Annotated in this window: 11 protein-coding genes and 1 pseudogene; 5 read left to right on the top strand and 7 right to left on the bottom strand. The window is 71.8% G+C overall.

The genetic code is table 11. The features are described 5' to 3' along the window. Positions 1 to 246 precede the first annotated feature (246 nt). From ACFYZB_RS02400 to ACFYZB_RS02390, 3 genes are all read left to right on the top strand, one after another. Complete coding sequence (locus ACFYZB_RS02400; RefSeq protein ID WP_351208862.1) at positions 247 to 1,689, top strand: family 2B encapsulin nanocompartment shell protein; 1,443 nt, start codon at positions 247 to 249, stop codon at positions 1,687 to 1,689. Between the two features lie 16 nt (positions 1,690 to 1,705). Then, the gene (locus tag ACFYZB_RS02395) at positions 1,706 to 2,755 is read left to right on the top strand and encodes a family 2 encapsulin nanocompartment cargo protein terpene cyclase (protein WP_388753335.1); all 1,050 of its coding nucleotides are present in this window, start codon (positions 1,706 to 1,708) and stop codon (positions 2,753 to 2,755) included. 62 nt (positions 2,756 to 2,817) lie between these two features. Continuing rightward, entirely contained in the window at positions 2,818 to 3,696 is an 879-nt protein-coding gene (locus ACFYZB_RS02390) for a geranyl diphosphate 2-C-methyltransferase (protein ID WP_351208860.1), read from the top strand. A gap of 94 nt (positions 3,697 to 3,790) precedes the next feature. On the opposite strand, the gene ACFYZB_RS02385 is transcribed toward ACFYZB_RS02390, so the two are convergent. Further along, the gene (locus tag ACFYZB_RS02385) at positions 3,791 to 4,273 is read right to left on the bottom strand and encodes a VOC family protein (RefSeq protein ID WP_351208859.1); all 483 of its coding nucleotides are present in this window, start codon (positions 4,271 to 4,273) and stop codon (positions 3,791 to 3,793) included. 146 nt (positions 4,274 to 4,419) lie between these two features. Then, a complete protein-coding gene (locus ACFYZB_RS02380) occupies positions 4,420 to 4,809 on the bottom strand; it encodes a helix-turn-helix domain-containing protein (protein ID WP_388753333.1) in 390 nt (129 codons plus the stop codon). 223 nt (positions 4,810 to 5,032) lie between these two features. Between ACFYZB_RS02380 and ACFYZB_RS02375 the strand changes: the two genes are divergently transcribed. Further along, positions 5,033 to 5,926, top strand: coding sequence for an RNA polymerase sigma factor SigF (locus ACFYZB_RS02375; protein WP_351208913.1), 894 nt, complete (start codon positions 5,033 to 5,035; stop codon positions 5,924 to 5,926). A 40-nt stretch (positions 5,927 to 5,966) separates the two neighbouring features. On the opposite strand, the gene ACFYZB_RS02370 is transcribed toward ACFYZB_RS02375, so the two are convergent. Both ACFYZB_RS02370 and ACFYZB_RS02365 read right to left on the bottom strand, forming a co-directional pair. After that, complete coding sequence (locus ACFYZB_RS02370; RefSeq protein ID WP_388753331.1) at positions 5,967 to 6,419, bottom strand: ATP-binding protein; 453 nt, start codon at positions 6,417 to 6,419, stop codon at positions 5,967 to 5,969. A 407-nt stretch (positions 6,420 to 6,826) separates the two neighbouring features. Next, a pseudogene (locus tag ACFYZB_RS02365) lies at positions 6,827 to 8,041 on the bottom strand (DUF6777 domain-containing protein); the annotation flags it as partial. A gap of 210 nt (positions 8,042 to 8,251) precedes the next feature. On the opposite strand from ACFYZB_RS02365, the gene ACFYZB_RS02360 reads away from it, so the two are divergent. After that, positions 8,252 to 9,520 (top strand): streptophobe family protein, encoded by a 1,269-nt coding sequence (locus ACFYZB_RS02360; RefSeq protein WP_388753328.1) that lies wholly within the window; start codon positions 8,252 to 8,254, stop codon positions 9,518 to 9,520. A 6-nt stretch (positions 9,521 to 9,526) separates the two neighbouring features. On the opposite strand, the gene ACFYZB_RS02355 is transcribed toward ACFYZB_RS02360, so the two are convergent. The 3 genes from ACFYZB_RS02355 to ACFYZB_RS02345 are packed head-to-tail and all read right to left on the bottom strand — an operon-like array spanning position 9,527 to position 13,454. Beyond that, positions 9,527 to 10,528: a serine/threonine-protein kinase gene (locus ACFYZB_RS02355; protein ID WP_388753326.1), complete on the bottom strand. Its 1,002-nt coding sequence runs from the start codon at positions 10,526 to 10,528 to the stop codon at positions 9,527 to 9,529. Next, positions 10,528 to 11,076 (bottom strand): hypothetical protein, encoded by a 549-nt coding sequence (locus ACFYZB_RS02350; RefSeq protein WP_388753323.1) that lies wholly within the window; start codon positions 11,074 to 11,076, stop codon positions 10,528 to 10,530. Before ACFYZB_RS02350 ends, ACFYZB_RS02355 begins: the two co-directional genes overlap by 1 nt. Positions 11,077 to 11,114: 38 nt before the next feature. Continuing rightward, the gene (locus tag ACFYZB_RS02345) at positions 11,115 to 13,454 is read right to left on the bottom strand and encodes an FHA domain-containing protein (RefSeq protein WP_388753320.1); all 2,340 of its coding nucleotides are present in this window, start codon (positions 13,452 to 13,454) and stop codon (positions 11,115 to 11,117) included. Positions 13,455 to 13,496: the final 42 nt, after the last annotated feature.

Here is a 13,496-nt window from a genome sequence, read left to right as displayed (position 1 = left end):
CGGGGCGCACCACACCGGCGCACGGGGGCACCGGCAGCGGGCGCAGTGCACCGGCGCCCGAACACACCGTTTGCCGGTCGTGCCCCGATCAGCAGGTTTACGCACCCGAGCGCCGGGTTCCGCCCCCTTCGCGCTGTATCGGGCACCTCATGAGGACTGTTTGGCTTGTCCCGGGTGCAGGATCACCACGCTCACCACCCGGCGATCCGGCCACCCCTGTTCGCACACAGCTCCGCTGGAGGGAATGTGACCACACCGGACAGCGCCACCGGTCCCGCCGTCGACGAACCCGTCCCCGATCCCGCGGCCGACGGGCAGCTCACCAGCCTGAGCACCCGGGCGGCACGCCAGCTCAGCACGACCACCAAGTCCGAACCGCAGATGCAGGCCATCACCTCGCGATGGCTGCTGAAGACCCTGCCGTGGGTGGACGTCAAGGGCGGCACCTACCGGGTCAACCGCCGCCTGACACTGCGCACGGGGCGCGGCCGGGTGCACTTCGAGCAGAACGGCGCCGACGACATCCGGGTCATCCCGGAGACGCTGACCGAGCTGCCGATCCTGCGCGGCTACCCCGACGGCGAGGTGCTGCGGGAGATCGCCGGCCGGTTCCAGCCCCGGGAGGTGCGCGCCGGGCAGGTGCTGTTCGAGGCCGGCCAGCCCGTGACCGAGGCCTATCTGGTCGTGCACGGCCGGTTCACCCGCTACACCGCCGGCAAGTACGGCGAGGAGGAGATCACCGGGGTCGTCACGGACGGCGACCAGATGGGCGACGAGGCGGTCGGGCAGTCCGATCCGCTGTGGCTGTCCTCGGTGCGGGCCGAGACCGCGGGGGTGGTGCTCGCGCTGCCCTGGGCCGTCGTGCAGGAGTTCACCGAGCGGGTGCCGTCCCTCGCCGCGCATCTGCAGGCCTATGTCGAACGGCAGCGGCGGCCGATGAACCGCAAGGGCGAGGCCGAGGTGCCGGTGCAGGCCGGCCATGTCGGCGAACCCACGCTGCAGGGCGGCTTCGTGGACTACGAACTCGCCCCGCGTGAATACGAGTTGTCCCTCACCCAGACCGTGCTGCGGGTGCACACCCGGGTCGCCGACCTCTACAACCACCCGATGGACCAGACCCAGCAGCAGCTCAGGCTCACGGTCGAGGAGATCCGCGAGCGCCAGGAGTGGGAGCTGGTCAACAACCGGGAGTTCGGGCTGCTGCACAACGTCGACTACGGCCAGCGGATCAGCACCCTCTCCGGCCCGCCGACCCCGGACGACATGGACGAACTGCTCTCCATGCGGCGCAAGACGAAGGTCTTCCTCGCCCATCCCAAGGCGATCGCGGCGTTCTTCCGACAATGCAACCGGCGTGGCCTGGTTCCGGGCACCGTGAGCGTCGACGGCCACGAGGTACCGGCGTGGCGCGGGGTGCCGATCTTCCCTTGTGGCAAGATCCCGATCACCGACGACCACACCAGCAGCATCATCGCCCTGCGCACCGGCGAGGCCGACCAGGGTGTCATCGGCCTGTACCAGACGGGCATCCCGGAGGAGCACCAGCCGGGCCTGAACGTCCGGTTCATGGGCATCGACGCTGCCGCGATCGTCAACTACCTGGTGACCGCCTACTACTCGCTGGCCATTCTCGTGCCCGACGCGGCCGGGATCCTGGAGAACGTCCAGATCGGCCGGCTCCCCGAGTGACCGCCTGGAGCACCCCATGACCACACCCACGACCGCCTACCGGCTGCCCGGCCCCCCGAACCTGGCCCAGAGCCTGCGGGCCAGGCGCACCGGAGCCATCCCCGGCCTGCTGTACCGGCCCGCGGTTCCCGCCGACCCGGACAAGGCGGCCGAGATCGACGGCCGTCTGGAGACCTGGGCCCGGGACCTGGACCTGTTTCCCGCAGCCTGGAACGGCGACTTCTCCGGCTTCCAGTTCGGCCGGGCCGTCGCCCTCCAGCATCCGGGCGGCCTCGACCTGGACCGGCTCACCGCCGCCGGGAAACTGCTGCTGGCCGAGAACATCGTCGACTCCTGCTACTGCGAGGAGGACGAGGGCAGGGGCGGATCGCGGCGCGGTCTGGGCGGCCCGCTGATCATCGCGCAGTCGGCGCTCGACCCCTACCACGGCATCCCGGAGGTGGAGGCGGAGTGGCGGCAGGGCATCCAGGCCGACGGTCCGCTGCGCTCGTACCACTTCGCCCTCGAGGACTACGCGACCTTCGCCACCCCCAGCCAGACCGACCGGTTCGTGCACGACATCGCCCGGCTGCACCTGGGGTATCTGGCCGAGGCCGCCTGGATGGAGACCAAGTACGTGCCGCGGGTCTGGGAGTACCTGGTGATGCGGCAGTTCAACAACTTCCGGCCGTGTCTGTCGCTCGTCGACGCCGTGGACGGCTACGAACTGCCCGAGCAGGTCTACGCCCGCCCCGAGATCCAGCGGATCACCGCCCTGGCGTGCAACGCCACCACGATCGTCAACGACCTGTACTCCTTCACCAAGGAACTGGCCAGCGACCCCGACCATCTGAACCTGCCGCAGGTCGTCGCCGCCAACGAGCGGTGCGGGCTGAAGGCCGCCTATCTGAAGTCCGTGGAGATCCACAACGGGATCATGAGGGCCTTCGAGGAGGAGTCGGCCGAGCTGTCCGCCACCTCGCCCCTCGTGGAGCGCTACGCCCGGGGGCTCGCCGCCTGGGTGTCCGGCAACCACGAGTGGCACGCCACCAACACCCACCGCTACCACCTGCCCGACTACTGGTAGACCCCCCGATCCAGCACAAGAACCAACTGAAATACCGTCACATGTGCTCAGAGGAGTTCTCGTTGACCACTGCCCCCGTTGCCCGGACCACGCCCGTTCCGCTCCCGACCCAGTCCACCTACCAGCATCGCGTCGCGGAGTACTGGAACGCCGAGGAGAACCCGGTCAACCTCGAACTCGGCAAGATCGACGACCTGTACCACCACCACTACGGCATCGGAGCGGCCGACCGGTCGGTGCTCGACGAGCCCGATCCGGAGCGGCGCCGGGCGCGCGTCACCGCCGAACTGCACCGCCTGGAACACGCCCAGGCGGAGATGCTCGCCTCGCACCTCGGTCCGCTGACCCCCGCCGACCGGGTCTTCGACGCCGGCTGCGGCCGGGGCGGCGGCAGCGTCGTGGCGCATCTGCGCTACGGCTGCCAGGCCGACGGCGTCACCATCTCCACGAAACAGGCCGAGTTCGCGAACGAGCAGGCCCGCGCCCGGGGCATCGACGACAAGGTGCGCTACCACCACCGCAACATGCTCGACACCGGCTTCCAGACCGGCGCGTACGCGGCCTCGTGGAACAACGAGTCCACCATGTACGTCGAGCTGGACCTGCTGTTCGCCGAGCACGCCCGGCTGCTGCGCCGCGGCGGACGCTATGTGGTGATCACGGGCTGCTACAACGACACCTACGGGCAGGCCTCGCGCGAGGTGTCGCTGATCAACGCCCACTACATCTGCGACATCCACCCGCGCTCGGAGTACTTCAAGGCGATGGCCCGCAACCGGCTGGTGCCGGTCCACGTCGAGGACCTGACCGAGGCAGCGATCCCCTACTGGGAGCTGCGCAGGGAGGCCGACCACCTGGTGACGGGCATCGAGGACACGTTCCTGGACGCCTATCGCAACGGCAGCTTCCAGTACCTGCTGATCGCGGCCGACCGGGTCTGAGGCCGGAAAGGCGGCACGGGGGAGCTTCCGTGGACGGCGAGGGCGCCGAGGCGCACGCGGTCGAGGCCGGCCTCGACGCCCCGCCGGTCCGGACTCAGTCCTCCGCGTAGGCCTTCTCCAGCGCGGCGACGTCCAGCTTGCCCATGGCCAACATGGCCTTCATGGTGCGGGCCGCCTTCTCCTGGTCCGGGTCGCCGAGCAGATCGGGCATCCGGTCGTAGACGACCTGCCAGGAGACGCCGTACCTGTCCTTGAGCCAGCCGCAGGGGCCGCCCTCGCCGCCGCCCTCGGTGAGCCTGGTCCAGTAGTAGTCGATCTCGTCCTGGTCGGCACACATGATCTGGAAGGAGATGGCCTCGTTGAACGTGAACTGGGGGCCTCCGTTGAGGGCGACGAACTTCTGGCCGTTGGCCGTGAACTCGACGACCAGCACGGAGCCGGCCGGGCCGGGACCGGCCTCGGTGTAGCGGCCGATGCGGCCGATGCTCGAGTTCTTGAAGACCGACACGTAGAACTCGGCGGCCTCCTCGGCCTGGCCGTCGAACCACAGACACGTCACGAATCCGTCGGTGGTCATGAGTACCTCCTGGGTGGGGAACGCGGTCATCGGTGTCGACCGGTCCTCGCGCCGAAACTCATCGCTCCGGCCGCCGGACGATCCGGACGGGTGAGGAGCACCCCCGTCCGGCGTCCCGGTGGTGGCCTCCGGACGCGCACGCCCTGTCAGGCGGCCAGGCAGAGGCCGTGGTAGGAGCGGTACGGCGTGGCCGTCGGCCGGTGCTGGGCGCCTGTGCGCCGGGTCAGCTCTCCGTGTGCCAGGGAGAGCAGGTCGCCGAGGCCCAGGCCGAGAGCGTGCGCCGCGGCCGCGAGGACCTCCGAGGAGGCCTCCTTGCGGCCGCGTTCGATCTCGGACAGGTAGGGCAGCGAGATCCTGGCCGCGTCGGCCACCTCCTTGAGGGTGCGGTCCTGCGCCCGCCGCTCACGGCGCAGCACCTGGCCGACCAGGTCGCGCCACAGGGGCTCCTTGTCCGCCGTGGGCTCGGGCGTCGCGGGGCGGGCCGGCGCCGGTCGCAGGGGGATCACTCGGGCTTCGTCGCTCACCTGGTTGCTCACCCCCGTCAGCCTAGGAGCCGTGAGCCGTGGGACAAGAGCCCGGCATTGCGCCCTGAGGGAAAACGGACTCCCGGGCGGGCACCGGCCGTTTCGCCGATGCGGCGTCGGCGCGTGCATGCACGGCGTCACCGGGGGTACTCGCCCGGTGAGCGCAACCCGCTGGTACGCATGAAACAGCAGGTTATGGGTAAAGCGGACAAACGTGACTTTCGTGGGAGAGGCAATGAACATCGCCGGGATCCGGTCGAAAGCAGAGGTCACCGAGAGGACCGAGCAGGACGGAACGGGCGAGGTACCGGTATCACTGCCTGGCATCGCGGACCCGGCGTCCGTCGCACCGCGCGACGCACGGGAGCTGTCCCGTCAGTTCTTCCGCCGGCTCGCCGAGCTGGACGAGGGCACGCACGAGTACCAGTACGCGCGCAACACCCTCATCGAGATGAACATGTCCCTGGTGCGCTTCGCGGCCGGCCGGTTCCGCAACCGCGGCGACGACATGGAGGACATCGTCCAGACCGGCATGATCGGCCTGATCAAGGCCATCGACCGGTTCGAGCTGGCCCGTGAGGTGGAGTTCACGTCCTTCGCACTGCCGTACATCGTCGGTGAGATCAAGAGGTTCTTCCGGGACACGACATGGGCGGTGCACGTGCCGCGCCGGCTCCAGGAGCTGCGGGTGGAGCTGGCCAAGGCCCGCGAGGAGCTGTCCAGCCGACTGGACCGGGACCCGACGGTGGCCGAGCTGGCGACCCTGATGAACATCTCCGAGGACGAGGTGGTCGAGGCCCAGCTCGCCTCCAACGGGTACAACTCCGCCTCCCTGGACGCCGCGCTCACCGGCGACGGGTCGGAGGACGGCGAGGCGGTGCTCGCCGACTTCATCGGCGTGGAGGAGGAGGGGCTGCGGCTCGTGGAGGACTTCCACGCGCTCGCCCCGCTGATGGCGGAGCTCAGCGAGCGGGACCGGCGGATCATCCATCTGCGGTTCGTCGAGGAGGCCACCCAGGCGGAGATCGGGGAACGGCTCGGCTGCTCCCAGATGCATGTGTCCCGGCTGATCAAGCGGATCATCACGCGGCTGCGCCAGGGGATGCTCGGCGAACTCGACCGCGCCTGAGACGGGCCGGAGACGGCCGCGCGGCGGCGCGTCCGCCGGCTCAGCGGGTCAGTTCGAAGCGGGCCCGCACCATCTTGCCCACCGGCACGCGCTCCGCGCTGACCTCCGAGGCCAGGGCGTACACGATCTCCATGCCGTGCCGTCCGACGCGTTCGGGGTTCCTCGGGAAGCGGCGGGGCAGGGCGGAGCTGCTGTCGTACACGCACACCGTGACGGCGCTGTCCGTGCCTTCCAGTTCCAGGATGTACGGGCCGTTGCTGTGCTGGTCGGCGTTGGTGACGAGCTCGCTCACGAGCAGCAGCAGCTCGCCGTCGGCGCGGCGGTCGGCGATCGCGCACCACTCGGTGCGCAGCTGCTCCAGGAAGTGGGCGGCGAAAGCGCGCGCCTCGGCGATGCAACCGGGTTCCCCGGTGTAGTGCGCCGCTCGCCGCAGCGGCTCCACGGGTACGTCGAAACCAGTCGGTATCACTGCTCCGCCCAGGTGCTTGGTCATGCTGTCTCTCTCGGAAAACCCGGCCCGGCCGGTCGCCTGTTGCACCTGTCCTCGTACCCCGTGCCGGGCCCGGCAGTCCCCCGGGCGCCGACCGGGCACAGTGGCGATGCTCACGCCGGAGGCGAGCCCTGCGGCTGCTGCTGAGTGGGTGCGATCCCCGACCCGCCGGGCGTCTCCGGGGTCGCCGGGCCCGGAGCGGAACTCGCCGAGGGGGGCGGAGCGAAGCTGGTCGTCTGCTGCTGCGACGTCTTCTCGCTCGAGGTCTGGGCCGACGGCGCGCCCGCGGACGGCGACACCGGCCGGGCCGAGGACGGCGGGGCGGAGGACGACCCGGCCGAAGCCGGCTTCGACTCCGACGACTTCGACTCCGACGGTGAGGACGGCGGCGACTTCGACGACGGCGACTTCGACTCCGACGGTGACGACGGCGGCGGCTTCGACTCCGATGACTTCGACTCCGACGGTGACGACGACGAGGGAGCGGACGAGGAGGACGAGGGGGACTTCGACGGCGACGAGGAGGACGGCGGTGACGAACTCGACGACGGCGAGGACGAAGGCGAAGAGGACGGGGCCGACTTCGACGGCGACGGGGAGGACGACGAACTCGGCGAGATGGTGACCGAGATCGACGGGCTCGGCCTGCCGGACGTGGGCGGGCACGTCGCACCCGGCGGGCACGGCCGCTGCGGCGGGTTCCAGGGGTGCGGGAACTTCGGCGGCCTGGCGTGCTGGTCGTGCCGGCAGTGCTGGTCACCGCGCTGACGGTGGATCCAGTCGGCGTGGTGGCTGTCGTAGAGCACGAAGACGTTGACCGGCCTCGGCGCGGGCGTCACCACGACCACGTTCGAGGGCCGGTACGACGACCACGGGCTGCCCACCAGCTTCGGCGTGGCCTTCTGCGCGACCGGCGGGGTCAACGGGTTGCCGCAGGCACAGCGCACCCGGGGCACACCCTGGCCGTCCACCAGCACGGCGGTGCCGGCCTGGAGCACCGACTGGTAGGCGGTGGCGACGCCGTTGCGGTAGCCGTGGTTGGTGACCCGGGTGTCGACGCGCAGCTGAACCGGGGTCAGCGAGCGCAGATAGGCGGGCACGCCGGAGGGCTGGACACCGACCACGGAGGCGAAGGCCTTCTCCTTGCCCGGGTCGCTCTGGAAGAACTTGATCTGCTGCTCGACGTCGCAGGCGGGAGTGCGGTTGGTGCCGCCGTACAGGCCGGGCGCTCCGCCCTCGACTCCCTGCACCGCGTTGGCCGTACCGGGCGGCGCGGCGGACGCGGAGGGCGGGGGCGGGGCGGAACTCTGCTTCGCGGTGGACTCGGTGAACGGGTCCTGGCCGCTGCTGTTCGCGGACTGCAGGAAGACCTCGCCGCCCTTGGCCGAGGACCCGCCACCCGGACGGGTGAAGACCACCGCGAGGACCACGGCGGCGACGACGGCGGCGGTGAGGGCTGCCACCCGTGGCACGGACTTCCACCACGGTCCGTGGGGTCCCCCGGCTCCGCCACCGCCGGCCGGCGGCCCGGCGGGCGGTGGTCCGGAGGGGGGCCGGGAGGAACCCGACAGCGGGCCGGAGGGCGGCCCGGTCGGGCGGCCGGAGGACGGAGGGTCGGCGCTCACGAGCACTTCTTCCCGTCGCGATCGACGCGATCGTCGCGGTACACGGCGCGATGCGCGGTGCGATGCGCGGCTTTGTTCAGTCAAGTCCTGTTTGATGCATTTGGCTGCACATTGATCCCATTGTGTGTCGTAGGGGGGCGAGGCCCGCAAGCCGACGCGAACGGCCCACCCGGCGGGCGGGGCGCGCGGCCGCTGCATAGCGTGTCAACCGTGAGCGTTCCGACCGTCTCCCCACGGACCGCCTCCCGTCATGGCTGGGCGCAGGCCGTGGCCGCGGTGCTGACCGGGCTGGCCGTCATGGTGCTGGTGGCGGCGCTGGGGCTGTGGGCGGCCGGCGCGGGGGACCTGCCGGACGGCGCGTTCCCGCGGGTGGTGTCCGCGACCCTGGTCACGGCGGTCGGCGGCAGCGTGGAACTCTCCGGCAACGCGGGCGTGCTGGCGCAGACCCGGGCCGGGGTCACCGTGATCCCGCTGTCGGTGACCCTGGTCGGCGCGCTCGCGATCGGCGGGGGCTTCCTGCGCCCGCTGCGGCACCGGGCGGTCGCCTCGGCCGGTGAGCTGGCCGGCTGGGCCGCCCGCATCGCGCTGCTGTGGCTGCTCGCGCTGATCGGCCTGGCCTTCGCCGCCCGGCAGACCTTCGCCGTCGACGTGGGCAGCGGCACCCTCAGCGATCTGACCGGCCTGTTCGACGTCGCGCCCCGGGTCGGCTTCACCACGGACGTGCCGCTGACGGTGCTGTTCGGCCTGCTGTGGCTGGCCGGGGTGCTGGTGCTGGCGCTGCTGGTCGCGCGCGGAGCGCCGCTGCCGGGGCGGCTGCTGCGTTTCCAGGAGTCGGTGCGCCCGGCGGCGCACGCGATGGTGGTCCTGCTCCTCGCGTACGTCGTCGTCGGCCTGGTCACCGCCCTGATCACGGCGGCCGTCCGGGGGAACGCCCCGGCGACCTTCGCGCTGATCCTGCTCGGACTGCCCAATCTGGCCTGGCTGGCCCTCACCATCGGCATGGGCGCGACGTGGAACGGTCGCGTGGACGGACCGTTCGGCCTGCCGATGCCGCACGTACTGGACGCGATCCTGCGCACCCCGGACGTCTCCGCGCTGAACCTGCGCTCGCTCACCGCCCACGACGGCCGGTGGTGGTGGCTGGTGGCCGTGGACGCGATCCTGCTGCTGGCCGTGGCCTTCCGGATGGCAGCGAGCTCACCGGCCCGGATCCGCCTGTGGCAGCACGCCGTTCACCTGGCCGTGGCGCTGGCGCTGACGGTGCTGATGATCTGCCTGACGGGGCGTGTCTCGGCGCACTACGGACTCTCCCTGCTCGGCATCGGCAACCTGGGCGGCGGGCTGTCCGGAGAGCTCTTCCTCAGGCCCCGGCTGTGGCAGGCGGTGGGCCTGGGCGCGCTGTGGGGCCTGGTCGCCGGGTTCCTGGGCGGCCTGCTGGCCCGGCGGGTGCACCGGCCGGGCGAGGTGAGCGGGCCCTGACCGCTTTCACGCTGTTGCCCCGGCCCGGTACACCGGGTCCGCCCAGTGCGGGGGGCTCGGCGGCCCGCTCACCGTGTGGTCCGTCTCCGTGTCGGGGCCCTCTGCCGGGCTTGCGTCGGCCGGGGCGGCGTCCGTCGCCAGGGTGGCGCGCAGGGCGGCGACGAAGGCGAGGCAGGTGTCGTGGCGGGCGTCGGGGCTCTTGGCCAGCGCCTTGGCGAAGACCGGGTCCACCGCGGGGCCGAGGCCGGGGCGGACCTCGCTCGGCGGGGGCGGATCGTCGTACTGGTGGGCCCACAGGAGGGCCATGTCGTCGTCCCGGAGGAACGGCGGGCGGCCGGTGAGGGTCTCGTAGACGACGCAGGCCAGGCCGTAGACGTCGCAGCGGCCGTCGACCGGGCGGCCGGAGATCTGCTCGGGGGCCACGTAGTCGAGGGTGCCGACGAACTGGCCGACGCTGGTGAAGCCGGTCAGGGACAGCGACTTCTTGGTGAGCCCGAAGTCGGTGAGGTAGACGTGCTCGGGATGGTCGGTGTCGATGCCCTCGGCGACCAGGATGTTGCCGGGCTTGACGTCCCGGTGCACCAGGCCGTGCTCGTGGGCGGCGTCGAGGGCGGACGCCACCTGGGCGGCGATCCGCACGGCGTCGGGCAGCGGCAGCGGTCCGCGCAGGTCGAGGAGATGACGCAGGTCGCTGCCGGAGACGTGCCGCATGGCGATGTAGAGCACCCCGTCGGTCTCGCCGGCCTCGAAGACCGGCACGATGTGCGGGTGGTCGATCGCCGCGGCCACCTGGGACTCATGGGTGAAACGCTTGCGGAAGGTGTCGTTGCGGGCGAGTTCCGGGGCGAGCAGCTTGAGGGCGACCGTGCGGTCCAGGCGCAGGTCGCGGGCGCGGTAGACGACGGCCATGCCGCCGCGCCCGATCTCGCTCTCGACGAGGTAGTCGGCGATCTGCCGGCCGATCAGCTCCGAGGGCCGTCCGGAGAACAGGCTGGTCTCGCGCGCCATCAGCGCTCACCCTCGGGCGCGACCAGCCGGGTCGGCGCGTGCCCGGTGTCCTCGCCGGTGACCTCCCGGTCGGTGGCGTAGGTGGTCAGCCGCCGTCCGTCGCCGTACACCCAGCGGCCCGCCTCGGGGTCGTACAGCCACATGGACTGGCCGTCGACGACGATCCCGATCCTGAGGCCCCGGGTGCGGTCCTCGAACTCCTCGCCGTCCAGGGTGCCGGCCGTCAGCTCCTCCACCGCGGAACGGTAGTCGGCCAGGGTCTGTTCGGCGTGGGCCAGCAGGGGCCGCGGATCGGCGGTGCCGGCCGGGCCGTCGGCGGCGGGCGGGTCCTCGGGTACGGCGACGAGCCGGCGGCCGTCGACCCAGGCGCCCCAGCCGTTTGCACAGCGGATGTACGCCCAGTCGCCGCGCCGCTCCGCGAGTTCGACCGGCAGCAGCGGGTCGAGGGGCAGAGTGGGCCGGCCCGGGTCGGGGGCCTCCCAGGCGGGCATGCCGCGCGGCGGCACGACGTGCGTGGGCCGGAATCCGGGACTGGGCGCTCTGCTCATCGGGACGCCTGCTTCCGCGTGTGGGCCATCGCGTTCGCCTACTTCCGCATCACGACGGGCTCGCGCCGGCGCAGCAGAACGGCGACCACGAGCCCGTAGAGGACGGAGAGCACCACCAGCATGGCCAGATCGAGCAGCCAGACGCCCGTCGAGTGGCGGAAGAGGGGGTCGGCGGTCAGCTTGCCCGGGACGATCCGGGACAGCCCGACCGTGCCTGCCATGGCGCCGAGCGCCCAGCGGGAGGGCACGAGCCAGGACAGCTGCTCCAGGCCGGGCACACCGCTGAGCGGGAGCAGCGCCCCGCAGAACACGACCTGGACGATGGCGAGCAGCACCAGCAGCGGCATCGTCACCTCCTCCTTGCGCACCAGCGCGGAGACCAGCAGGCCGAGCATCATCGCGGTGAACGCGAGCAGGGCGGCGGCAAGGGTGATCTCGGCGAGCGGCGGCAGCAGGACGCCCCGGCCGCCGGGGGTGTTCAGGTCGACGCCGAGCAGGGCGACCAGGGTGAGGACGACGGCCTGCACGACGCTGATCGTGCCGAGCACCACGATCTTGGACATCAGGTAGGCCGAACGGGGCAGGCCGACGGCGCGTTCGCGCTGGTAGACGACGCGCTCCTTGACGAGTTCGCGCACCGCGTTGGCGGCGCCGGTCAGTACGGCGCCGACGCACAGGATGAGCAGCGCGTTCATCGCGGTGTCCCGGGCGAGCCGGCCGCCGGCCAGGGCGCGGGCCATGGCGCCCATGACGAAGGGCAGGGCGATCATGACGAGCAGGAAGGTGCGGTCGGAGCCGAGGACGGCCGCGTAACGGCGGATCAGGGTGCCGAGCTGGGCGCCCCAGCCGCGTGGGCGGGGCGGGGCCGCCGGGGCGAGGGGGGCCGGGCCCGGGTGGTGGGGCTGGGTGGTGGCCTCGGTGACGTAGTGCCGGTGGAACGGCGACTCGTGGTACTCCCTGGCCCAGTCGCGGTCCGGGTCGCGGTCGAAGGCCTCGAAGGCCTCCGGCCACTGTTCGAAGCCGAAGAAGGCGAGCGCGTCGTCGGGCGGCCCGTAGTAGGCCACCTTGCCGCCGGGGGCGAGCACCAGGAGGCGGTCGCAGACGCCGAGGCTGAGCACGCTGTGGGTGACCACGATGACGGTGCGGCCGTCGTCGGCGAGGCCACGCAGCATGTGCATCACCGACCGGTCCATGCCCGGATCGAGGCCGGAGGTCGGCTCGTCCAGGAAGAGCAGTGAGGGTTTGGTGAGGAGCTCCAGGGCCACGCTGACCCGCTTGCGCTGTCCGCCGGAGAGGCTGTGCACGGGCTGGCCGGCGCGCTGTTCGAGGCCGAGTTCCCGGATGACCTCGTCCACCCGGTCCCGCCGCTCGGCCGCGGCGGTGTCCTCGGGGAAGCGCAGTTCGGCGGCGTAGGACAGGGCGGCGCGCACGGTGAGCTGGGGGTGCAGGATGTCGTCCTGCGGGACCAGTCCGATGCGCTGGCGCAGTTCGGCGTAGTCGCGGTAGAGGTCGCGGCCGTCGTACAGGACGGTGCCGCGGTCGGCGGGGCGCTGCCCGGTCAGGGCGTTCAGCAGCGTGGACTTGCCGGCGCCGCTCGGTCCGACCACCGCGAGCAGGCACTTCTGCCCCACCGGGAAGGACACGTGGTCGAGGAGCACCTTGCGCCCGCCGTCGACGGCGACGGTGAGGTCCTGGACGTCGAGGGAGACCTCGCCGGTGTCGACGTACTCCTGGAGTTCGTCCCCGACCAGGCAGAACGCGGAGTGACCGATGCCGACGATGTCGCCGGGGCCCATGGCCGCGCGGGTGACGGGCCGGCCGTTGAGGTAGGTGCCGTTGTGGCTGCCGAGGTCGACGATCTCGTACGTGCCGTCGGGGTGGGCGCGCAGTTCGGCGTGCCGGCGGGAGACGATCAGGTCGTCCACCACCAGGTCGTTGTCGGCGGCCCGGCCGATGCGGACCGCGCGCACGGGCAGCGGGCGGACGCTGCTGGGCCGGCGGAAGGTGCCGGTCAGCAGGGGGAGCGACACCGCGGAGGGCCGGTCGGGGGCGGGCGGCGGGGCGCCGGCGAGGACCGCGCGGGGGCCGTCGGTGGGGTTGCCGAAGCGGATCACGCTGCCGGGGCGCACGCCCCACTGGTCGATCCGGCGGCCGTCGGCGTAGGTGCCGTTGGTGCTGTGCTGGTCGGTCAGGGTCCACCGGTCCTGGTCGCAGCGCAGCACGGCGTGGTGCCACGAGACCCGGGCATCGTCGATGACGATGTCGCTCAACGGGTCGCGTCCGACGTGGTAGTCGTGGCCCGGGCTCATCACCGTGGAGCCCGTGTCGGTCTCCAGGAGGAGTTCGGGCGCCGTCGGGGCGATCGGCCGCTCCGCCATGGGCAGAATTCTACCGATTCGCCCACATCTGCGCCCGGAGCC

Source organism: Streptomyces sp. NPDC001852 (assembly GCF_042891825.1).
Taxonomy (GTDB): Bacteria; Actinomycetota; Actinomycetes; order Streptomycetales; family Streptomycetaceae; genus Streptomyces.
This window is presented reverse-complemented; position numbering and strand designations above follow the sequence as displayed.